Source organism: Lachnospiraceae bacterium oral taxon 096, assembly GCA_018141845.1.
GTDB lineage: Bacteria > Bacillota > Clostridia > Lachnospirales > Lachnospiraceae > F0428.
In genome coordinates this window covers 1,879,102-1,902,637 of sequence record CP073340.1, presented here as the reverse complement: position 1 = coordinate 1,902,637, position 23,536 = coordinate 1,879,102, and the positions used below count along the sequence as shown (strand labels likewise).

21 protein-coding genes, 1 pseudogene and 1 CRISPR repeat array are annotated in these 23,536 nt (G+C 38.7%); of the genes and pseudogenes, 21 read left to right on the top strand and 1 reads right to left on the bottom strand.

All coding sequences use genetic code 11. The annotated features are described in order from the left end of the window. The first annotated feature begins 16 nt into the window (after positions 1–16). From J5A74_09185 to tnpB, 8 genes and pseudogenes are all read left to right on the top strand, one after another. A complete protein-coding gene (locus J5A74_09185) occupies positions 17–874 on the top strand; it encodes a metallophosphoesterase (protein ID QUI95541.1) in 858 nt (285 codons plus the stop codon). 6 nt (positions 875–880) lie between these two features. Continuing rightward, entirely contained in the window at positions 881–1,705 is an 825-nt protein-coding gene (locus J5A74_09180; GenBank protein ID QUI96876.1) for a segregation/condensation protein A, read from the top strand. A 56-nt stretch (positions 1,706–1,761) separates the two neighbouring features. Then, a complete protein-coding gene (gene scpB, locus J5A74_09175; protein QUI96875.1) occupies positions 1,762–2,391 on the top strand; it encodes an SMC-Scp complex subunit ScpB in 630 nt (209 codons plus the stop codon). After that, the gene (locus J5A74_09170) at positions 2,381–2,815 is read left to right on the top strand and encodes a deoxyuridine 5'-triphosphate nucleotidohydrolase (protein ID QUI95540.1); all 435 of its coding nucleotides are present in this window, start codon (positions 2,381–2,383) and stop codon (positions 2,813–2,815) included. Before scpB ends, J5A74_09170 begins: the two co-directional genes overlap by 11 nt. Before the next feature lie 22 nt (positions 2,816–2,837). Further along, on the top strand, positions 2,838–3,623 hold the full coding sequence (locus J5A74_09165; protein QUI95539.1) for a hypothetical protein: 786 nt from the start codon (positions 2,838–2,840) through the stop codon (positions 3,621–3,623). Positions 3,624–3,672: 49 nt separating this feature from the next. After that, positions 3,673–4,926 (top strand): GTPase HflX, encoded by a 1,254-nt coding sequence (hflX, locus tag J5A74_09160; protein QUI95538.1) that lies wholly within the window; start codon positions 3,673–3,675, stop codon positions 4,924–4,926. Between the two features lie 333 nt (positions 4,927–5,259). Continuing rightward, a CRISPR array of direct repeats spans positions 5,260–8,164; the repeat unit is 36 nt; unit sequence GTTTAGAAAATGATTCCCCGTCTAGGGGACGGAAAC. A 239-nt stretch (positions 8,165–8,403) separates the two neighbouring features. After that, positions 8,404–8,809: pseudogene (tnpA, locus tag J5A74_09155) on the top strand (IS200/IS605 family transposase). Between the two features lie 17 nt (positions 8,810–8,826). Next, on the top strand, positions 8,827–9,930 hold the full coding sequence (tnpB, locus tag J5A74_09150; GenBank protein ID QUI95537.1) for an IS200/IS605 family element transposase accessory protein TnpB: 1,104 nt from the start codon (positions 8,827–8,829) through the stop codon (positions 9,928–9,930). Between the two features lie 326 nt (positions 9,931–10,256). Here tnpB and J5A74_09145 read toward each other — a convergent pair whose 3' ends face one another. After that, on the bottom strand, positions 10,257–11,381 hold the full coding sequence (locus tag J5A74_09145) for a hypothetical protein (protein QUI95536.1): 1,125 nt from the start codon (positions 11,379–11,381) through the stop codon (positions 10,257–10,259). A gap of 246 nt (positions 11,382–11,627) precedes the next feature. Here J5A74_09145 and cas1 point away from each other — a divergent pair, with 246 nt between their 5' ends. The 13 genes from cas1 (at position 11,628) to J5A74_09080 (ending at position 23,430) form a co-directional block, all read left to right on the top strand. Further along, positions 11,628–12,632: a CRISPR-associated endonuclease Cas1 gene (gene cas1, locus J5A74_09140; GenBank protein ID QUI95535.1), complete on the top strand. Its 1,005-nt coding sequence runs from the start codon at positions 11,628–11,630 to the stop codon at positions 12,630–12,632. Between the two features lie 10 nt (positions 12,633–12,642). Further along, a complete protein-coding gene (gene cas2, locus J5A74_09135) occupies positions 12,643–12,918 on the top strand; it encodes a CRISPR-associated endonuclease Cas2 (GenBank protein ID QUI95534.1) in 276 nt (91 codons plus the stop codon). A gap of 554 nt (positions 12,919–13,472) precedes the next feature. Further along, positions 13,473–13,622 carry a hypothetical protein gene (locus J5A74_09130; protein ID QUI95533.1) on the top strand — a complete coding sequence of 50 codons (150 nt, stop codon included), beginning with the start codon at positions 13,473–13,475 and terminating at the stop codon, positions 13,620–13,622. 49 nt (positions 13,623–13,671) lie between these two features. Further along, positions 13,672–13,950, top strand: coding sequence for a hypothetical protein (locus J5A74_09125; GenBank protein ID QUI95532.1), 279 nt, complete (start codon positions 13,672–13,674; stop codon positions 13,948–13,950). A 71-nt stretch (positions 13,951–14,021) separates the two neighbouring features. Then, the gene (locus J5A74_09120; protein ID QUI95531.1) at positions 14,022–14,900 is read left to right on the top strand and encodes an MYG1 family protein; all 879 of its coding nucleotides are present in this window, start codon (positions 14,022–14,024) and stop codon (positions 14,898–14,900) included. Beyond that, complete coding sequence (gene cas6 / locus J5A74_09115) at positions 14,866–15,624, top strand: CRISPR-associated endoribonuclease Cas6 (protein ID QUI95530.1); 759 nt, start codon at positions 14,866–14,868, stop codon at positions 15,622–15,624. Before J5A74_09120 ends, cas6 begins: the two co-directional genes overlap by 35 nt. Continuing rightward, the gene (gene cas10 / locus J5A74_09110; protein QUI95529.1) at positions 15,621–17,972 is read left to right on the top strand and encodes a type III-A CRISPR-associated protein Cas10/Csm1; all 2,352 of its coding nucleotides are present in this window, start codon (positions 15,621–15,623) and stop codon (positions 17,970–17,972) included. The genes cas6 and cas10 overlap by 4 nt, the downstream gene beginning before the upstream one ends. After that, positions 17,956–18,348: a type III-A CRISPR-associated protein Csm2 gene (csm2, locus tag J5A74_09105; GenBank protein ID QUI95528.1), complete on the top strand. Its 393-nt coding sequence runs from the start codon at positions 17,956–17,958 to the stop codon at positions 18,346–18,348. Before cas10 ends, csm2 begins: the two co-directional genes overlap by 17 nt. A gap of 1 nt (position 18,349) precedes the next feature. Beyond that, entirely contained in the window at positions 18,350–19,045 is a 696-nt protein-coding gene (gene csm3, locus J5A74_09100) for a type III-A CRISPR-associated RAMP protein Csm3 (GenBank protein QUI95527.1), read from the top strand. 1 nt (position 19,046) lies between these two features. Further along, a complete protein-coding gene (gene csm4, locus J5A74_09095; GenBank protein ID QUI95526.1) occupies positions 19,047–19,982 on the top strand; it encodes a type III-A CRISPR-associated RAMP protein Csm4 in 936 nt (311 codons plus the stop codon). Position 19,983: 1 nt separating this feature from the next. Beyond that, the gene (gene csm5 / locus J5A74_09090; protein ID QUI95525.1) at positions 19,984–21,132 is read left to right on the top strand and encodes a type III-A CRISPR-associated RAMP protein Csm5; all 1,149 of its coding nucleotides are present in this window, start codon (positions 19,984–19,986) and stop codon (positions 21,130–21,132) included. A 19-nt stretch (positions 21,133–21,151) separates the two neighbouring features. Then, positions 21,152–22,483 (top strand): CRISPR-associated protein Csm6, encoded by a 1,332-nt coding sequence (locus tag J5A74_09085; protein QUI95524.1) that lies wholly within the window; start codon positions 21,152–21,154, stop codon positions 22,481–22,483. Positions 22,484–22,740: 257 nt separating this feature from the next. Beyond that, complete coding sequence (locus tag J5A74_09080; protein QUI95523.1) at positions 22,741–23,430, top strand: hypothetical protein; 690 nt, start codon at positions 22,741–22,743, stop codon at positions 23,428–23,430. Positions 23,431–23,536 lie beyond the last annotated feature (106 nt).

The window sequence follows — 23,536 nt, the reverse complement described above, 5'->3', positions numbered from 1 at the left end:
TCAACATACCCTATGGATGGGAACAGCACTGACTTTAGGGGCACTGGTCAGATCAAAGTTTGAGCGAAGTCATTTGAGTGTGGTGCACTACAGAGTGGAGACAGATAAGAAAATAGAAGGAGAGAGACGATTTGTCTTTTTGTCGGATTTGCACGAAAATAGTTTTGGAAAAAACAATCGCATTCTGGTCGAGAATATTGAAAATCTCTCCCCTGATGCCGTACTAATTGGAGGAGACTTACCTGTAGTCAAAAAAGAGCTTTGTTTTCTCCAAACCCTAAATTTGCTAGAGCAATTGACAGAAAAATTTCCTGTCTATTATGCCAATGGAAATCATGAACTTCGGATGAAGCGAAATCGGCATAAATATGGCAATGCCTATTGCTTTTTTCACAGACAACTAGAAGAAATGGGCGTCATTTACTTGAGTGATCAAAAGGCCGATTTTGACCAAGATATCGAAATCTTTGGCGTAGATTTGGATGATCGCTTTTTTAAAAGAGGAAAGACACCAAAGATGGATGGGGAATACCTTAGAAAAAAATTGGGCAATTGTTCCAAGGAAAAGTTTAGCATTTTATTACCTCATTCGCCACTCTATTTTGGAGCCTATGCAGAATTTGGGGCGGACTTGACTTTGGCAGGACATTTCCATGGCGGAACCATTCGTCTACCTGGAAATATTGGACTAATGACTCCGCAATATCATTTTTTTAGCCAATATGTGGTTGGACTAAAGCAAAGGGGCAAACAAAAAATGATTATTAGTGCGGGACTTGGCACGCACAGTGTAAATTTGCGTCTCAATAATCAACCGCAACTGGTCGTCATTGATATTGTAAATACACAGCAAGGACAGGAAAGTAAGGTTTAGAAAATGCTGGAAGAAATTTCGTACAAATTAGAGAAATTTGAAGGGCCACTGGATCTTCTTTTGCATTTGATTGAAAAGGGCAAAATGGATATCTATGATATTCCGATTGTGGACATCACAGCACAGTATTTGCACTATGTAGAGACGATGGAAGAGGACAATCTTGACATAAAATCAGAATTTTTAGTGATGGCAGCAACTCTTCTTGATATCAAAGCAAAAATGCTTCTGCCAAAGGAAATCAATGAGGAGACAGGCAAGGAGATTGACCCAAGAGAAGAACTAGTGGAGCGACTTCTTGAACATAAGCGCTATTGCCAATTGGCAAAGGAGCTAGCCAATCAGGAATTTTTTGCCCAAAGAAATCTCTACAAAGAGCCGACCATTCCCAATGAGGTTTTGCAATATGAATCTTTAGTGGACCTCGATGTCCTGTTTGGCGATATGAACCTAGCCAAATTAAAGGAAATCTTTGATGGGGTGATGAGACGCAGTGATAGTCGAATGGATAAGCAAAGGAGCAAATTTGGCACAATTAAGAGAGAGCGTATTAGCCTTGAAGAAAAGGTGAGCAGTGTATTAAAGTACGCAAGGAGAAGGAGAAATTTCTCGTTTAAGGACCTCTTAGAGAGACAAAAAAATAAGCTCGAAGTAGTGGTCACTTTTCTTGCCGTGTTGGAGCTAATGAAGGTCGGTGCGATTTGCCTAAAACAGGAGGAGACCTTTGGCGATATGGTGATTGAAAGTAAAACTGAAAAGAATACAGATACGGACATCAAAGAAATGGAGGATCTTGGCATTTCATTGACAGGACTGAGGGAGAGTAAGTAGTGGAGCAGGGAACAGAGAAAAAGGAGATCGAACAAAAAAAGGTACAGCACAGCATAATGGAGAAAGAAACCATTGAGCAGGAAAAAATTATAGAAGCTGTGCTCTTTACTATGGGAAAATCCGTAGAGGCACGCCAGCTCAGTGTGGCTCTTGGATGTAGTGTCGATCAGGCAAAGAAAATAGCAAGAAGCTTGATGCAGCGATATGAAAAAGAGCAGAGTGCAATGAAGATTATTGAGCTAGAAAATGCCTTTCAAATGTGCACACGCCCAGAATATTATGATGCCCTCATTCGTGTCGCCAAAACCCCAAAACGACAGGTGCTGACAGAGGCGGTTTTAGAGACACTCTCGATTATTGCCTATAAACAACCGGTGACAAAGACAGAGATCGACCACATTCGAGGAGTGAGCTCAGCCTATGCACTCAATAAACTATTGGAATATGGCTTGATTTATGAGGCTGGTCGCCTCGACGCACCGGGAAGACCGGTGTTACTGGCGACGACAGAGGAGTTTTTGCGTCGCTTTGGGGTGGGTTCTCTGGCAGAACTTCCCCAGATGGAGCCAGATGCCGAGGCAGAGATTATTCATGAAGTCGAAGAAGAGATGAATTATCACTTTGGAATCCCAGAAGAAGAAATCGGGGACGAAGGAATCAAGGAAGAGGAAGAAGATGGAAATTAAAATTAAGTATTTTTCAGATGAGATTGAGCGTTTAGAATATATTGGTGGGAGTAAGAGCGATTGGATTGATCTTCGAGTGGCCAAGGATGTGGAGTTAAAGGCAGGCGAATTTGCCCTCATTCCCCTTGGCGTTGCTATGGAATTGCCAAGCGGCTATGAAGCCCATGTTGTGCCAAGAAGTTCGACATTTAAAAACTTTGGCATTATTCAGCCTAATTCTATGGGAATTATTGATGAAACCTATTGCGGTGACACTGATCAATGGTTTTTTCCAGCACTTGCAATGCGAGATACAAAGATTTGTGTCAATGACCGCATTTGTCAGTTTCGCATTATTGAGCATCAGCCAAAGCTTTCCTTTTGTGAAGTCAAGGAATTGACGAGGGAGTCTAGAGGTGGCTTTGGCACAACAGGAAAAAATTAGGGAAAATGAGGGAGAGAATACAATGAAAAAGAAGTGGATTTTTCCCTTGCTTGTTGTGGCTGTGGTATTGGTTGGTTGCAGTGGAAAGACAAAAAAGGAACAGAGCATAAAAAATGAGGGAGTTGCCCTGATGGAAAGTAAAGATTATGCCGGGGCAATTAAAAAATTTGATGCTGCTCTTAAGGTCAAGGATTTAAATAAGCTCAATGTTCCAGAAATTGATATTTTGCGTTACCGTGCACAGGCAGAATACCTGGCAGGTGACTATGCAGCGGCAGATCACACCTATACTTTGCTCGGCGAGGTCGATGGCGACAAGACAGAATATAAGAATATGCGAGTGATTTGTCTTTCAAAAGAGGGCAATGAACTCGATAAGGCGAAGGCTCTCTTTGATGAGACCAATGCCTTAAAGGATTCAGGTATTGGACACAAGGAGGCACTTTTAGAGCTTGGCAGGGCTTGGGCAAAAAAGAGCAGTGAAAGTGGTGATCAGAGTTATCTTGAGCAGGCCAAGGCCTATTTTGCAGCGGCAGCAGGCAAGGAAGGCCAAGTGGACACTCAGCTTTGTGACTATATTGGAAAGTTTTATTATGAGATTGAGGACTACCAAACGGCCCTTGCTTGGTTTGAAAAGGGACTTGGCTTAGAGGCAAGTAATCGTGAGCTATTGTTTAATCAAGCAGCCTGCTATGAACATATGCATGACTATCAAAAAGCACTCGACTTATTTAAGGCATATCAGTCCAATTTCCAAGATGATGCCAAGGCTGCACATGAGATTGCCTTCTTGGAATCAAGATTATAGAGAGTATAAGTAGGATTGGGTATTAGATAGAGAAAGAGAATAGGAATATATGGCAGATTTAATTCAGACAGAAGAAGTTAAGGAAAGAGTGATTTTAGTCGGCGTGGCAACAAGCGACAATGATGACACAGAGCGATCCCTAGAAGAACTTGCAGAACTGGTCGATACAGCAGGGGCTGAGAGCCTCGATCGGATGATTCAAAATCGAGAGCGTGTTCATCCAGGAACCTATGTGGGCAAGGGAAAGATTGAGGAAATTAAAGAGAGAGTCTGGGAACTGGATGCAACCGGTGTCGTTTGTGACGATGAGCTTTCTCCGGCACAATTAAAGAATCTCGAACATGAACTGGGCACCAAGGTAATGGACAGAACCATGATTATTCTTGATATTTTTGCAAAGCATGCCTCTTCAAGTGAAGGAAAAATTCAAGTTGAGCTTGCCCAATTAAAATATTCAGCAGCAAGACTCGTTGGCCTTCGATCCTCCCTTTCTCGCCTTGGTGGTGGCATTGGAACAAGGGGACCAGGTGAGAAAAAAATCGAGATGGATCGCCGACTCATTCACGATCGCATTGGACTATTAAAGGCAGAACTTGCCCAAGTAAAAAAGCACAGAGAGATTGCTCGCCAGGCAAGGGAAAGGTCAAATGCGTTTGTCGCAGCCATTGTGGGCTACACCAATGCAGGAAAGTCTACGCTACTCAATACTTTGACTCAAGCAAGTATCCTTGCCGAGGACAAGCTCTTTGCCACTCTCGATCCAACAACAAGAAAACTTGCTCTTCCAAGTGGTCAGGAGATCCTCTTGACCGACACGGTAGGATTTATTCGCAAACTTCCTCATCACTTAATTGAGGCATTTCAATCGACACTGGAAGAAGCAAAGTATGCCGACTTAATTATTCATTTGGTTGATGCTTCTAATCCTGAGGCGGACACCCAAATGCTTGTGGTTTACGACACCTTAAAAAAGCTGGAAGCCCTCGGAAAAGAAGTGATCACCGTCTACAATAAGACAGATCTTCTCAAAGAAGGCGACGAAATGCCAAGAGATTTTCATGCCGACTATACAATGCGTCTCTCTGCAAAGACAGGCGAAGGCATTGAAGAATTTAAGGAACTCCTTGAGAAAATTCTTCGCAATCGCAAGGTCTATATTGAAAAGATATTTGACTATAAAGATGCGGGAAAAATTCAGCTAATCCGAAAGTATGGAGAACTCTTGAGCGAGGAGTATCTTGGCGAAGGCATAGCTGTAAAGGCCTATGTGCCAAGTGAAGTGGTGGAGAAAGTATATCGCTAGACGATAGGAAGAGTGGTAGAATATAAAAACTAAGAATAGTGATGGAGCTATAGATGATGGATGTCAGAAAAGGCGAGACAGTAAGAATATCTCGTCTTTTTTATGGCATTGGTAAATATAAATGAATAAAGTGTTTGCAAAAGCAATTTTTTTGTGTTATACTCTCAAAAGTAAATGAGGCAATTTGAGTTTTGCCCCGATGGCTTAAAATGGTGCTTTTCAAGGGTTTCGAGCTTGTTTGAACAGGATTTTGGCACTAAAAAGTGCTTGTTAAATTTTTAGCCCGAAAACCGCCTCTCAACCCCTGAAGTTCACAGGCTTTGCAGGGATAGGGTTTAGAAAATGATTCCCCGTCTAGGGGACGGAAACAACATAGTTTCTATCTCACTAATTTCCTCAATGAGTTCTGTTTAGAAAATGATTCCCCGTCTAGGGGACGGAAACGGCGTTGAAAATATCCAACGCCAACCTAACACCTCGTTTAGAAAATGATTCCCCGTCTAGGGGACGGAAACTCTTAAAAAGAATTCACAGTTGAAATCAATATCTATCTCGTTTAGAAAATGATTCCCCGTCTAGGGGACGGAAACTATAAGAATGATGGTTTATGTCCAGATATTGATAACACACTGTTTAGAAAATGATTCCCCGTCTAGGGGACGGAAACGCTCTACTAACTCCATAAGAGATGAGCCCATCTCTCAGAAGTGTTTAGAAAATGATTCCCCGTCTAGGGGACGGAAACTATAATTATTACTCAGATACTTCATTAACTTCCTTATTGTTTAGAAAATGATTCCCCGTCTAGGGGACGGAAACGATACCTTTAGTTTAGCACATTAGGCATCAGGATAGTTTAGAAAATGATTCCCCGTCTAGGGGACGGAAACAGCTTCTTGACGAAGCTCCTCACGGATGTTCTCTAAGAGTTTAGAAAATGATTCCCCGTCTAGGGGACGGAAACGTAGAAAAAGAATGTGAGAAAGAGTTCCAGAATCCGTTTAGAAAATGATTCCCCGTCTAGGGGACGGAAACTCATGTTGGTAAAGCTGGTTACGCAGTTCACAAGTTTAGAAAATGATTCCCCGTCTAGGGGACGGAAACTGTTATTTGATTTCGTTCATTCTCATTTTCTGGATATGTTTAGAAAATGATTCCCCGTCTAGGGGACGGAAACATTAGGTATAGTAGGTTGATTCCTACTATACGTTTAGAAAATGATTCCCCGTCTAGGGGACGGAAACAGCCGTTTATAGAGCATTATATACAATATTTAGGAATATTGGTTTAGAAAATGATTCCCCGTCTAGGGGACGGAAACTACGAGGATGTGTATCCTCGTCAATATCTAGCTCCTCGTTTAGAAAATGATTCCCCGTCTAGGGGACGGAAACTGCTTTCATATCCTTAGTCGGAATTAAGTCAAACTTGTGTTTAGAAAATGATTCCCCGTCTAGGGGACGGAAACTTAGGTGGGCAACCTTCACCGCATTCCAAATGTCAGTTTAGAAAATGATTCCCCGTCTAGGGGACGGAAACGTTTGATAGATTCCAAGCATTTGAAGCTTGTTATCAATGTTTAGAAAATGATTCCCCGTCTAGGGGACGGAAACATCCAGATTTATGAGCATATCCTGCGGCAGCTCCCATCAATGGTTTAGAAAATGATTCCCCGTCTAGGGGACGGAAACTGTAACAAATTCGTTGTTTCCGTTTACAGATGCGAATAAGTTTAGAAAATGATTCCCCGTCTAGGGGACGGAAACCAGGAGAAGTGCCAAATTTTCAAGTAAAATCTGGCAGTTTAGAAAATGATTCCCCGTCTAGGGGACGGAAACATCCAGATTTATGAGCATATCCTGCGGCAGCTCCCATCAATGGTTTAGAAAATGATTCCCCGTCTAGGGGACGGAAACTGTAACAAATTCGTTGTTTCCGTTTACAGATGCGAATAAGTTTAGAAAATGATTCCCCGTCTAGGGGACGGAAACTCAGCAATCTTTGCTTTTCTCTCAGCGGATAATGGTACAGTTTAGAAAATGATTCCCCGTCTAGGGGACGGAAACTCTCACCACGCTTGATCATCCTCGCTACTTTCAGTTTAGAAAATGATTCCCCGTCTAGGGGACGGAAACCAAGTGCTACAACTTTGCTAATTGCTTCTGCCATCATGTTTAGAAAATGATTCCCCGTCTAGGGGACGGAAACTTATCTCATATCAATCCATTAGGCACATACAATTTCAGTTTAGAAAATGATTCCCCGTCTAGGGGACGGAAACGATGTTTATCTCTAAAGGATTGATTCCTGACTTAGGTTTAGAAAATGATTCCCCGTCTAGGGGACGGAAACCTAAATGACGACTGTTCGAAACGAATTTCATTAGTTTAGAAAATGATTCCCCGTCTAGGGGACGGAAACCTAAATGTCACCTCAAGAATTGCAGTGATAATTAATACAGTTTAGAAAATGATTCCCCGTCTAGGGGACGGAAACTCGTTCACTCTCAAAACTGCCTTGATTGCTTCGTTCATTAGTTTAGAAAATGATTCCCCGTCTAGGGGACGGAAACTCATGTCAACAGATTATGGAATCAATGATTAAAGCAGTTTAGAAAATGATTCCCCGTCTAGGGGACGGAAACGATGCAATTTGCATCCCCAGAAATTACTCATTTTTAAAGTTTAGAAAATGATTCCCCGTCTAGGGGACGGAAACTGGTAGAAATTATGGATGGGAAAGTGTTAGAGAGTTCGTTTAGAAAATGATTCCCCGTCTAGGGGACGGAAACATTGATAATTGTAGTATTTAATAGAACAGCTAAATCATCATATCGTTTAGAAAATGATTCCCCGTCTAGGGGACGGAAACACTGTAATCCGATGTTAGACTTCGCTAACATTTCTTCAGTTTAGAAAATGATTCCCCGTCTAGGGGACGGAAACTAGTCTCCCTGAGTTGAGAACTCATTTATCACCTCCGTTTAGAAAATGATTCCCCGTCTAGGGGACGGAAACTAATATCTGAGTCTTTGTATTGGTCTAATTTGGATTTATAGGTTTAGAAAATGATTCTCCGTCTAGGGGACGGAAACTTTGCAATTCAATTCTAATGCTGTCCGCTGTTGCTGTTTAGAAAATGATTCCCCGTCTAGGGGACGGAAACGTTCTTAAATTCATCTGGGAGTGATTCTACCCACTACGTTTAGAAAATGATTCCCCGTCTAGGGGACGAAAATGGAAAATCAATCGTCAATCGCAACAGGAGACGGTGAATTTTGGCATTAATCAGTATTGCATTGTATTGATTAATTGATGAATATTAATGGATTCCCCGTTTAGGGGACGAAGAATTAAAAGATTTCAGGAAAGATGTTATTTGAATGAGCTTTGAAATAATGCTACCGCAATCCCACTAGCTTTAGATGGTGGGTTAAGGTAGCAAAAAATAGATATTTGTGATACAATAACTAGCGTTATGGGAGTATGGAAATCAAAGAATAGACACAAATATTTATTACAGTATCATATTATTTTTTGTATGTAAGTATAGAAAAAAGCTTTTAGTATCAAAAGAAATATCAGATTATATAAAACAATTTTCTTATGAGATATGCACAAAGAGTAATATAATCATAAAATATATGGAAACAGACAAAGACCATATACACTATATGATAGAAACTGAGCCTACAATATCCATAAGTAAAGTGGTTAATCTAATTAAGAGTTATACAACATATCATATATGGAAAAAGCATACAGAATATCTTAAGAATCATTTTTGGAAAGAACATACATTTTGGACGGATGGATATTTTGCTTGTAGCGTAGGCAATGTTTCTGAAGAAATGTTAAAGCAATATATAGAAAATCAAGGGTAGAAAGGCGGGTAAGCTTAATGTTAAAGGCATATAGATATCGGATTTATCCAAACAAAGAGCAAGAAATACAGTTAGCAAAGACATTTGGCTGTTGTCGTTTTGTATATAATCAAACCCTTGCGTACAGAAAAGATGCTTATGAAAAAGAAAAAAAGTCTGTCAGTAAAACAGATTGTAATAATTATTGCAATAGAGAGCTGAAAAAAGCTTATGAATGGCTAAAAGAAGTAGATAAATTTGCTTTAACAAATGCAATTTATAATATGGATAGTGCTTATCAAAAGTTTTTCAAAGAACATGCAGGTTATCCAAAGTTTAAGAGTAAGCACAGTAATCGTAAATCATACACAACCAATTTTACAAATGGGAATATAACTGTAGATTTTGATAGAGGAAGAATAAAGCTGCCAAAATTAAAAAGGGTAAAAATAAAATTACATAGAAAATTTTCAGGTCGGATAAAAACAGCAACTATATCTAAGGTACCAAGTGGCAAGTACTATGTGTCTGTTCTTGTAGAAACTGAACATAGTCCACTTGTAAAGACAAACGGACAAATAGGATTGGATTTAGGGATAAAAGATTTATGTATCACATCAGATGGGAAGAAATATGAAAATCCGAAGACAATTAAAAAATATGAGAAAAAGCTTACAAGATTACAAAGACAATTAGCAAATAAAACAAAGGGGAGTAGGAACTATCAGAAAAAAAGGAAACAAATAGCACTATGCCATGAGAAAATAGCTAATACAAGAAAAGATTATCTGCATAAGATTTCAAGCGAAATTATAAACGAAAACCAAGTGATAGTTTCGGAAAACTTACAGATAAAAAATATGGTGAAAAATCATAATTTAGCGAAAACTATAAGCGATGTATCGTGGTATGAGCTGACAAGACAACTGGAATATAAGTCAAAATGGAATGGTAGAAATTATATTAAGATAGATACATTTTATGCAAGTAGCCAGCTATGTTTTAGTTGTGGATATAAAAATACAAATGTAAAAGATCTAAAAGTAAGAGATTGGATGTGTCCTTTCTGCAATACAAAACACGATAGAGATATCAATGCGGCAAAAAATATATTGGCAGAAGGATTAAGACAAGTAGTATAAGAAAAAACAATAGGGCAGGGACTGCCCGAATTAACGCCTGTGGAGATAGTAGGTTGCGAGGTCAGCGAAGCAGGAAGCCCATAGGCTTTAGACTATGGGTAGTTCACTACTTTCGGTCTATTTGCTTTCTAAGTTATATCTTTCTAAAGTTATATTTTTCTATGAAATTTTAAATTTATATTGGGGTGTTTTGCTCACAAAAAAGGAGCTGTTGCTCCCATAGATTATTTTTATTATTTGTCTATGGAAGCAACAACTCTTTTTATCGGTTCTTTGTCAAATACTTTGTGTGAATCACTGTGCTATTCATTTGCTCTATATTTGCTCTATTCTTCTGAATAATTTTGATAGCCTTCAATAGCTTCTTTATAAAACTCGATCATCTCATTTCGGAGGGAGAGGGGACTTAAAATAATCGCATCTTTACCAAATTTAGCAAAGTATTTTTTGGCTTGATAGGTCGAACAACGGATAGTGTACTCATTTTGTGTTGGCAAAATATTAATTTTAGGTCGGCCAGCGAGTTTAGTCATACAGAGGGTTTTTCCTGCTTCAGTCAGATAGACATCAATGTCATCGACATCATCGAGCAAAAATTCAATTCCACGTACACGAATGGCTTCTTCTAATGCTTTGATATCCGTATTGTATAGAGGAGATGGATTCCTAGAATGTATACGAACAGTTTTTAAAGTTAGCTTAGACAGGACAAATGATGCAGGTCCTTTATCTCTTTTCGTGTGCTCTGAGTCAATGGGAATGGTATAACATGCTAAAAAATCTTCGGAGTGAAGATCATTTGGTAGGATTTTGTAGGGAAATACCTTGAAGGAGAGGATCTGATCTCCTACATTTGTATCAATTCTCAGAGGAAGTTTTTCTGAGATTGCTGTATTTAGGAGGTCATAAATCTCTTTTTTGTAAATGCGTTCTCTCTCGATAAAGGGAAGCCTTGCATAAACTTCAATAGTGCATTTGACATAGGGTGCAGACATACCATAGTAAAAGTCAGCTTCCTCCAAAGTGGATAGTAATTCTTTTACATTGTTTCTGAGGGAATAGCATTTGCTAGGAATGGTATTTTTTTGTTTCAAATAGCCCTGCAATTCTTCCTCTACTTCCATTCGAGCACTTTTTATTTCATCTTTTTTTCTTTTTTTAGAAGTTTCTCCCTCTTTATCAATTAAATATCTTAGTGTGTGTTCTATGGTATTGGAATCAAGCCCAGCAGCACTTAACTGTTTTTTGAGTGTACTTTCTTGTATTTCAAGGTAGTGATTAATAGAGGCTTTGTTTGCTGGTTCATTGTAAAAATTGGCAACAACAATATTGATAAATTCAGAAATACTCTTGACAGAAAATATAGACATATCATCTTGAATTACTTTTGAAGCCGTTATTGAAAAACGAATACGAACTTTTCCTTCATCATTTGAATTATAAAATTTCATAAGAAATCCACCTCCATAAGTTATGACTCTGATTACAGGAAATTACGAAAATGATTGTAGATTGTAATTACTATGATAGTAACATAAATAAAGCCAATAATACAATATATTATTGAAAATAGTGAGAAAATCAAAGAAATAGATGTCGCTAACGAAAACAAAGTAAATTTGTTATACTTCAAGTACAGGATCGGACGAGAGGAAACAACAAAAAGATAGAGAATAGAGTAAATAGGAGGAAGAACTATGGCATGCCTTTATGTGACAGAGCAGGGAGCAAATTTAAGAGCAGTGGATGGAAAGTTTGTCGTTGAGTGTAAGGACGGAAAGACAAAAAGTGTGCCAATCGAGACCTTGGAATCAGTGATGGTTTTTGGTGGCGGTCAAATGAGTTTGCAGGCACATAGGGAGTGTCTAAAGAGGGATATTAAGGTTGTCTTTCTTTTGCCTACAGGAAAATATGCTGGAAAATTAGAGGGAGCATCCAGTGGCAATGCACTTAGAATCAAAAAACAAATCTATTTGAGCGACAATGAAGAGCAATGTCTTGCCTTGAGCAAAAAGATTTTGGAAGCCAAAATTAATAATCAAATGGTTTTGGTAAAAAGATATGCCAGAACAAGTAAAGCTGATGTTTCGGATGAAGTAAAACTGATGTCTGCTTTTCGCAAAAATGTAGGGAAGACAAAGGATATCGAGGCAGCTATGGGATGTGAGGGAATGGCCGCAAAGGAGTATTTTAAGGCACTTTCAAAAATGATTAAGAAAGATTTTGCCTTTGATGGAAGATCGAAGCGTCCGCCAAAGGATGCCTTTAATGCAATGATTAGTCTGGGTTATACCATATTGTCAAATGAGATTTATGCAGAGATTGAAGCAAAATCATTGTCCCCATTTGTGGGATTTATGCATAAATTAAAAAGTCAACATGCTGCTCTGGCAAGTGATTTATTGGAGGAGTGGAGGGCAACGATTGTAGATGCTGTGGTTTTTAGTATGATTCAGGGAAATGAGATTTCGATTGACGAGTTTAGAGTGGATCCAGATGGGGAAGGAGTGTGGATGTCTAAAGAAGGAAAGAAGAAATTGATAACAAAATTAGAGAAAAAGATGCACACAGAGAGTGATTATCTAAGTTATATCGATGGAAAAATGGATTTTCGACAGGCGGTGTGGCATCAAATAAAAACGATTGCTAGTTGTGTGGAAAGTGGAGACTTTAAGGAGTATTGTCCAATTCGGTTGAGATAGGAGAAAATGTATGGAGCGAAAGTATGTTGTGGTGATTATCTATGATATTTCAGAGGATAAACAGCGATTGAAAATGGCAAAATTCTTGAATTCTTATGGGCATAGGGTGCAAAAATCTGCATTTGAGGCCTGCTTGACAGAAAAGCAATATGATAACTTTATTGCTAAGCTAGAAAAGAAAGTGAACAAAGATGACAATGTTCGCATCTATAAGCTCTACAGTGTCAATGAGGTCAAGGCGTATGGGGAGGAGAGAGAAGACTTTGAAGAGGTGGTTGTGGTTTGAGATGGAATGGCTTGCATAAGAATGGAAAAGACAGAAAGGATAGAGGCGAAAGATAAGGTAATAAATATTAGTTACTTAAATAGTAACTAATATTTAAGAATAAATCACAATAATAGGATATCTGGTAACAAAAATAAAAAAATATAATACGCTAGATATCACTATAAAGCGAAGGTATAATAAAGCTACAAAGATCACAGAGACAAAAAACAAATAAGATATAGGTAAAGTAAAGGAGAAACATTATGGAAGAGATTATTGTATTAGTTGCAAAAGAGGCAGGTAAGATCGTGGTGAGAGAAGTGGTAAACGAAGTGGTTGTCAAAGGCGCAATCAGAATCATTAAAAGTATTATTTTTTAGTAAAAAAAGGGAGGAAAAAAATATGAGTGAAGAATTTAAGAAAAAAGCAATGGATATAGCGGTGGAGGTGGCAAAGTCAGCTGCAAGATCATTTCTTTTGCAGATTATCGATGATTTTTTAAACTCAGATAAGAAGTGATAGCTAACGAAACTAAAGAGATTGAGATAATGAGTTGATGTAGGAGGAAAAAAATGAAGAAAGATTTATTAAAAGAATTTGGAAAGGCTTTGTTGGTCAGTGCACTTATGTTTGCGGTGAAGAGTTTAGAGGATAAAGGCACAGCAAATAGAGAGGAGGATTTTGAGATTATAGATGAAGAAGAATACGAAGATGGAGATTAAATTTAGAATGTAGATGAAGATCAAATTTAGAATGTATTGGAGGGAATAAATGATGGCAAAGAAGTATTTAGTAAAAAACAGTAATGTTTTAGTGGCAAAAAAATCAAGAAATAAATTAAATTATTATTTAAAGACATTGGGGGGAGAAGAGCTCTATCTCTTTACAAGGGAGTATTCGACGACCTGTTATAATCTATGTAAGTCAGGAGTACCTGTGCAAACAGTATTATTAGCGAGGACACGCAACAGAGCTTTGATGAATTTGTCGAAGTATTTGCGATTTATGATGCCATATTTAGTAGAATATTATAATTTAAATGTGGCTTAGTCTTGAAAATTAAGGAATATTTAACTATAATGTAATAAATGACGCAAATAAAACGCGCAATAGGAGAAAGTATGAGAATAAGTGATGAAGTGATGACGCATGCAGGAAGATTTCATGCAGATGATGTTTTTTCTGCTGCATTATTGAAAATAGTAAAGCCAGAGGTAAAAGTAAAGAGAGTGATGCATGTGCCAGAGGACTTTGATGGCATCGCATTTGATATTGGTGGAGGACGGTATGACCACCATCAAAAGGGGGCAGAGGTTCGTGAGAGCGGATATGCTTATGCCGCATTTGGGCTATTGTGGAGAGATTTGGGCCCAAAGCTTGTGGGCAGGGAAATGGCAGAAAAGTTTGATAAGAGATTTGTTGAGCCATTAGACATCAATGACACCACAGGGGCGTATCATCCGCTGGCCAGAGTCATTGGAAATATGAATCCAATCTGGGATGAAGAGGCAGATATTGATGTGTGCTTTGAGCGGGCGGTTGCATTGGCCAAGGTGATTCTTGAAGATGAGTTTCGAGTGATTGCAGGAATTCAAAGGGCAAATCATATTGTAGAGGAGGCTCTAGAGAAAAATTCTAATCATGGTGTGCTCATATTAGATCGAGGTTTGCCTTGGAAAGAGCCTGTTGTTGCCCACAAGGACATTGACTATGTGGTTTATCCATCGGAGCGAGGCGGATATAATGGTCAAGTTGTCGAGCGAAGAGAAGCAGACAGTGAGGAGGCAACGGGATTGTATTTTCCAGAACAATGGGCTGGAGAAAGTGCAGAGAATCTAAGAAAGATGACGGGTGTTGAAGACTTTAATTTTTGTCACGCAGGAAGATTTTTAATTAGTGCCTCTACATTAGAAAGTGCTCTAAAGTTATGTGAGATGTCAAAGAAGATCGCTAAGGAGGAAGGAAATGCCAGCGACACTGAAATTGAAACTAAGAGGTGATGCAAAACAAAAGCATGGATTTGAAATAGGCTCTCTGTTGCAAGGGGTGATGATGGGGGCGATTGATGGCGAGTATGCCGATCAACTGCATGAGAGCAATTTACATTCCTACAGCCAGTATATTACCGAAGGAGCAGAGGGAATTGAGTGGACAATTAGTGTGCTTGACCAGGAGGCGAAAGAAAAGATTTTACAGCCACTGTCTGAATTAGAGCACATTGCATTGCGACATAGAAATGAGAAGTTGGATATCTTGGAACGAAATATCATAGAAGAAGATTATCGAGATTTGATTGAAAAATACTATATGGTAGATGGAGATCCCTATATTCATTTAAGATTTGTGTCACCGACATCGTTTAAGGTTCAAGGCGAGTATTCTTTGTATCCAACAGCGAGACTCATTTTTAGAAACTTAATCAATCGCTACGATGAATTTTCAAAGGATTCTAAGATTTATGATCGAGATTTGCTCGACTATATTGATGGAAATGTGATTTTGACAGGGTATAACATGAGAAGTATTCGCTTTCCATTGGAGGGTGTCAATATCCCTGCATTTATGGGAAGTATTCGGTATAAAGTTCGTGGACCAAGACAAATGGCAAATATTCTTCGATTGCTCGCCTATTTTGGTGAATATTCTGGTGTTGGGATTAAGACTGGAATTGGCATGGGAGGAATGAAGGTAATCAAATCAAGGGATGGGGGAGGAAGAAGATGAATGAAAAACAAGTAAAACTTGCGATTGGCTGTATGCTACACGACACTTGTAAGGCACTGTATGCAGAAGACAATGGCAAAAATCAAAATCTGAAAAAGAAATTGCAAACAGATGATGTTTTAAAAGAAATCATTAGTCATCAAAAATTGGTGCTACAGGGAGGGGGAAGTGAAGATTCTTTAGCCTATATCGCACATATCGCCAGCAATATTGCATCTGCATCGGATCGCAGAAAATTGGGAGATTCTACAGAGTGGTCTTTTCCAAAGGATGCGGTACTAGATAGCATTTTTAATATTTTAAATGAGAAAGAAAAAGGTACGGGAAATAAGGTATATCAAGCGAGAAGCTTGGATAAAGGAATCAATTACCCTGTGGAGCAAAATAAGCTTGATAAGAAGGCAAATGTAGATTTTATAGGCAGTGCAAGAGATGGGGTTGATGAAGCCATTGGTCGAATGACCTTTACAGGAGCTTATGTCAATTCCTTACTCGAGGCATTGGAGAGGCATTTGTCCTACTTGCCATCCTTTGCTGCGACAGATGAGCCAAAAGATGTATCTTTGTTTGATCACTTGAAGATGACGGCAGCCATTGCCTCCAGTATTTATGAATATCTTGAGGAGCAGGGGCAGAGAAATTATAGTGAAGAACTGGTAAAAAATGAAGAAGAATTTTGCAATAAGAAAGCATTCCTATTATTTAGTGCCGATTTTTCTGGCATTCAAAAGTTTATCTATGGGCATTTTGGCACATCGGATATTTTGAAAAATTTGCGAGCAAGGTCATTTTATCTTGAGATTATGATGGAAAATCTCATTGATGAGACATTGGAAAAGATTGGATTATCTAGAGCGAATCTTCTCTATGTTGGCGGTGGACATCACTATATGATTTTACCAAACACAAAGAGGGTAAGAGATGCACTGGATGAGATGGATGCAGAGATTAATGCTTGGCTTAGAAAGAATTTTCAGGCAGAACTTTTCTATGCAACGGGCTATCAAGAATGTAGTGCCAACGAATTGGAGAATAATCCAGCTGGATCATATAAAAAGATCTTTCAAGGTGTATCCGAAAGAATATCAGAGAAAAAGTCAAAAAGATATAGTGCAGATGTCATTCGAGAGTTAAATAAAATCAAAATCAATGATCACAGCAGAGAATGTGCGATTTGTCACAGGAGTAGTGATTGGTTAGAAAGAGATGATGAGGGACGAGATATTTGCCCTGTTTGTGGTGGACTGATGCAATTGTCCAGCGACATTTTAAATCAAAATTTCTTTGTGGTGAGCCAGATAAAGGGTGAGAAAAGCCTTGAGGTTTTTGAGGGAGAGTATCTGATTCCAGTAAAAAATGGCGATGAACTAAAGCAGTGTATGAGGAAGGCAGATTATATTCGCTCCTATTCAAAAAATAGAAGTTATGTTGGAGAGGATACACAGGAAAATTTATTTGTCGGAGATTATCACTATGCAGATACACTGGGAGAACTAGTAAAAGATGCAGTGGGAATTGACCGCTTGGGTGTATTTCGAGCGGATGTCGACAATCTAGGTCAGGCCTTTGTCAGTGGATTTTCAGAGGACAAGCAGACATTGAGCAGGGCAGCAACTTTCTCAAGGAGATTGTCCATCTTCTTTAAGTTATATATCAATAAGATTCTCAAAGAGGGAGAGTTTAATCTAGAGGGAAGAGAATTGATAGAGCCAGCAGAGAGAAGGCGAAGGGTTGCCATTATTTACTCTGGAGGAGATGATGTCTTTGTGGCAGGTGCTTGGAAGGATGTCATTGAATTTGCCATTGATCTGAGCAATAGCTTAAAGAAATTTACACAGGGAAAGTTGACCATATCTGGGGGCATTGCAATTTGTGATCCAACTTATCCAATTTCTTATATGGCCGATATTACTGGGGAGTTGGAAGATAATTCAAAGCATTATGAAGATGGGGAAGGAAAAAAGAATGCAATTACACTTTTTGATGACGACAATGGATATCATTGGAATCAGTTGACAGATGAGGTCATTCGAGGAAAGTTTGCAACTATTAATGATTTCTTTTCTATGTTTGAGGACAAGGGAAAGGCTTTCCTCTATCAAGTGTTGGAGTTATTTAGAGGACAAAAGAAAAACAGCATTCATTTGGCAAGATTGGCTTATGTTTTGGCAAGAATGAATCCAGAAAAGAGTGCCGATGACAAAAAACAGCAGGCATATGAGGCTTTTAAGAAATCCATGTATGAGTGGATGCAAAGCGGTGAGGATAATCGACAGACCATAACAGCGATTTATCTCTATATATATTTAGTCAGGGAGAAGGAGGAGAAAGATGGGGTACAACAATAAGGGTGATCTTATTACAGAGGAGAATTATGTTGGAAAGGCGGAGAGTGTCATTACTGCATTAATTGGCAGAAAAGAACTCTTGACGACATCAAAGATTCGTAAGCTATTGGCAATTCTCAGTGAAATTTATACAGATGCAAGGCATGATGGAAAGAAGGAACTCTCTGATGAGATCAAGAGTAGAATTCAGTACTTTAAGATGCGCTTTGTCTATGAGGCAGGAAGAGAAAAGACTGTAAAGGCTTTTTGGGAAGCTGCACAGATTGAGAAGCAGATTGATAAAATTGGGAATAGCAAGAAGGAGCTTATTTTGTTTTGCCACTATATGGAGGCATTGGTTGCATATAGAAAATTTTTAGGTGGAAAGGACGAATAATATGTTTGGGAAGATTAAAATTAGTGGAAGTATTAAAGCAGAGACAGGTCTTCATATTGGAGGTGGCTCAGCATTTGCAGCTATTGGAGCAGTGGATGCACCAGTTATTCGAGATGTATGTGACAATAAGCCAATGATTCCTGGCAGCAGTTTAAAGGGAAAAATGAGAACTTTGCTTGCCAAGCAATATGCTGAGGGTTGGAGTCTGCCTCAAGAGCACAATGAAGATGATGACAAGGTAAGGAGATTGTTTGGCAATACGGCGGATAAGAAGAATCCAAAGACAAGTCGTCTATTGTTTGGAGATTGCTTTTTATCCAACGCCGAGGAATTGGATGATTTTGGCATTAGTGTGACAGAAGTTAAATTTGAAAACACAATTGTTCGAAAGACAGCTGTTGCCAATCCAAGACAGATTGAAAGAGCAGTTCGAGGCACGAAGTATCAGCTAAATTTGATCTATAATGTCGAAACAGATAATGTAGAGGAGATCAAAGAGGACTTTAAGACACTTGCGAATGGCTTTAAATTGTTGGAGTACGATTATCTTGGAGGTCATGGTTCTAGAGGCTATGGACAGGTAAAAATTGAGATTGATGGTGCAGAATTTGTTGTTGAAAATTGGAAGAATAAGGATGAAAAGAGCAAATTTGATCAATGTTTAGAGGAGTGCAAAAAAGTTTTAAAGGAGAGATAGTATGAAAACGAAGATTTTAAAATTAAAGTTTTCTTCCAATGTGCATTTTGGCGATGGTGGCTTGACAAAGGCACAGAGCACATTTCGAGCAGATACTCTCTATTCAGCACTTTGCATTGAGGCCTTAGGTCAGGGAAGCTTAGAAAAATTAAAAGAGCTATGTGAAGGTAGAAAAGTTCAGATTTCCGATGCACTTCCCTTTATTAAAGAAAAGTTCTATGTTCCAAAGCCGATGATACATGTTGAGATAAAGAATGATAGTGATGAGGGAAACTCCGTAAAGAAAAAGGCAGTGAAAGCACTAAAGTATATTCCAATCGATCAATTTAAAAAGTATCTTGCAGGAGAAATGGATGTGATCGAGGAAGAGAAATACTTTCACGACGGATTTGCAAAGTCCTTGTTGACGCATAAAGTTTCTATTTCAAGGGGAAATGGTGAGAATAAACTCTATGCAGTTGCTGGATATCGCTACAGAGAAGACAGCGGATTGTATGTACTTGTGGCCTATGAAGAAGAAAAAGATTTTCAATTTGTGAAGGAACTTTTTGATTCATTGTCCTATACAGGTATTGGGGGAAAGGTCAGTGTAGGTTACGGAAGATTCGAGGTAGAGGAAGCCAATTTGCCAAAAGAGTTTAAAGATTTATTCAACATTGAATCATATGAGCAAGTGATGACCTTGTCGGTTTCTCTTCCAAAGGATGAGGAGTTAAATGTAGCATTGGAAGATGCGGGGTATACTTTGGTGAAAAGAGGTGGATTTATTGCCTCTACAAACTATGCTGATGCTTATCACAAAAAGAATGATTTGTATATGATCGAGGCAGGGGCAAGTTTTAAACAGAAATTTACAGGAGATATCTATGATGTGTCGGCTGGAGGCAAACATTCTGTTTATCGATATGGAATACCATTCTTTATGGGGGTGAAGTAGTATGGAAAGCTATTTAAAAAAGTATAAATTTGTATTTAATACTGTGGGTCCCGTATTTATTGGCAGTGGTCAAAATCTCAAAAAAAAGGAGTACATCTTCGATGAGAAAAAGGGCAGAGTGAAAATCATAGATGTCAACAAGATGCTTGGCTTTATCTGTAAAGATAAAAATCTCATGAGAGATTATGAAAAGCTGATGATGAGTGGTGATAAGAACGATGATTTACAGAGCTTTTTTAATGACCATAAGATTAGTGAAAAAGACTATAAAAATTGGATTCTCAGAGAGTGCAATGTCAAGGGCAACTTCAATGGAGAAGATATCAATACATTTGTAAGAGATGGCCGAGGAGAAGCTTATATTCCAGGTAGCAGTCTAAAGGGGATGTTTCGCACAGTGATTTTATCCTATCTTATTCGCCATGCAGATGAGGAATATAAGAATGAAATGAGAGCAAGGGTAGCAGAGGATTTCTCAGATGAGCATCTTGATGAGGTTGACAAGGCGATGAGTGTAAAATTTTTGCACAGTAAGCTGACCGATAGCGATAGGAAAGATATGGTCAACAGCATTATGCGTGGTCTGATTATCAGCGACAGCAAGAAGATTGCCGATAAGAATATGGCTCTTTATAAAAAGTTTGATATGTCAGTAAAGGGAGAAGGACATTCGCTTAATTTGGTGAGAGAGTGTGTGGACTTTAAGGTGAAGATTGAAACGACGATCACCATTGACACAACGATATTTCCTTATACTAAGGATGAGCTTTTCAAGATGTTTGAGGAGTTTACTCAATATTACAAAGAGATTCTTGAAGATAAATTCAAGGGATGTCCAAAGCACAGTGTTAGCAATAAAAGATTTTTCCTTGGTGGTGGAGCAGGTTTTATTTCAAAGACAGATCTGTATGCGCTATTTGATGAGAAAAAGGCAATAGAGATTACAGGGCGGATTTTAGATAGTAAGTTTCAAAATAAAGAACATTTAAGCGACGCCAAAGTCCATGGAATTTCTCCAAGAATTTTGAAGTGTGTGGAGATTAAAGGAAACAAACCGACAAATGTAAGCAGGGGAAGAATGACGCAATCAAGAAACTCTGAACGCTATCAGATGGGCGAGTGCGAAGTGGTTAGTATGGTGGAGATCTAAAAAAGAGGGGAGTATCGAGATGAAGATACTATTTTCACCAATTGGAAATACAGATCCAATATCAGAAAATAATTGGTATGATGGAGCAATGTTGCATATATGTAGGCATTATGACATTGATAAAGTGTATATGTATATGTCAGAGCAGATATTTGAAAAGGAGAAGGCAGATCATAGATTTACAAAAATCATTGAGAAATTATCTGACAAAAAAGGGAGAAACAAAAAGATAGAATGGGAGATTCTCCATAGTCATATTCAAAATGTATATGAGTTTGATAAGTTTATACCTGAGTTTAGAAAAAATATTAAACAGATTATGGAAGAAAATCCAGATGCACAGTTGTATTTAAATGCATCGTCAGGAACTCCAGGAATGAAAAGTGCCATTGTTGTGTTGGGAACTTTTGGAGAGTATGAAAATATAATTATTCAAGTAACAGATCCAAATGAAGGAATGAGCACCTCTAGTAATACTAGGGGTGTGAAGGCGATCGATGTGGATCAAATGTGGAATGATTGTAAGGACAATAATGCTGAGACAAGCAAAGGGAAACGAAGTAAAAAAGTCGATCGTGATTATCTTTTTAATATTAAGCAAAGGGAAGCGTTGAAAGGTTTGATTCATGCCTATGATTATGATGCAGCTTGGGCTGTTGCAAAGATGATAGGTGATCACACCTTGACGAAGATGTTAGAGTTAGCCTATTACAGAAGTCTTTTGGACTTGAAAAGAGTTGAGCAGATAGAAAATGTGATCGGGCAAAGTTTTACCTTATTACAAGATGAAAAGTATAAGAAGGTATTTGAATATGCTTTGAGTCTTGAGATTAAGTTAAAAAGAAGTGAGTATGTGGAATTTGTCCGAGGAATTTCTCCAATTATTGTAGAACTATTTTGGTTAATATTGAAGAGTTTCTGTAATCTTGGGATTCGTATTGAAGATTACAGGGGGAAGAAACACAAATGGAATAAGAAAAAAATGGTTAAGGGAGATCCAATATTCGATGCTCTGAATAGTGGGTATAAGAATGCTTTTAAGCCAGGAGACATTAAGGCCAATGATTTAAAAATTTTAATTCTTGAATTTTCGGAGGATGAACATTTAAAGAAAATTGTTGAGGAATTGAGAAAGGTTGAGGGAAGTGTTCGCAATTTGGCAGCACATGAAATGATCTCACTCAATGAAGATGAGATTAAAAAACGGACAGAAATGAGCACGGAAGATATTGTGAGGAATATTCGAGAATTATTTGGATATTCAGGAATAGCTATTCAAGATGATGATTGGAAATCATATGATCACATGAATAAAAGGATTATCGACCAGATGAACAGTGAACAACGGTAGATATGTTGGAAAAGAAATAGGAATTAAAAAAATCATTAAGAGCGATAGAGTTTCGTTCTTAATGATTTTTTTGCCCATGTAAGTTACTTTATAAGTAACATAAAATTTAAAATATTATAAATATATAGCTAAAATAGGTACAAAATAGTGAGATAATATAACGCTAATTAATTACCAATATAGATGATATATTATAGGTGTCCGATGAGGAGACACAAAAAACTGAGTTGTATTTTTTTTAGTAAAGGAGAAAAGTTATGTTCTTTTTATTACCAGCATTGGCAGTAGTCGCTGAAGCTGCCACAGCAGTCACAGGTGGAATCATTGCAGCAGGAGGAGTAGCTGCAGCAACAGGCGGAACATTAGCAGGAGCAGCAACAGGAGTCGCTGCAGCAACAGGCGGAGCATTAGCAGGAGCAGCAACAGGAGTCGCTGCGGCAACAGGCGGAGCATTAGCAGGAGCAGCAACAGGAGTCGCTGCGGCAACAGGCGGAGCATTAGCAGGAGCAGCAACAGGAGTCGCTGCGGCAACAGGTGGGGCACTGGCAGGAGCTACCACAGGAGTCGCTGCGGCAACAGGTGGGGCACTGGCAGGAGCTACCACAGGAGTCGCTGCGGCAACAGGTGGGGCACTAGCAGGAGCGGCCACGGGAGCAGCTGTAGCTGAAGAAATATTGGTAGGTGCAGCAACGATTGCTAAAACTACTGCGGCAGTCACAGGTAAAATTATTGCAGCAGGAGGAGAGATTGGCGTAACAGTGGCAAAAGGCACAGCTACTATTGGAGAAGTGGTGGGTACAACTACAGCCAATATAGCAATAACAGCAGGAGTGGAGAACGGCACAGCAGTCACAGTGGGTACACTTTCAGCAGGAACTACAACAACAGGATTGAATTTGAAAGTAATGGAAGGAGCTAAGGATGTAGCTATAGTCATAGGGAAATGAGAAGGATAGTTAGTTATAGGAAAGTCAGTGCGAATCAGGAATATGCATATAAAAATGAGAGTGTTCAAGAAGTTTACTTGGAGACTCTCATTTATTTTGATTAATT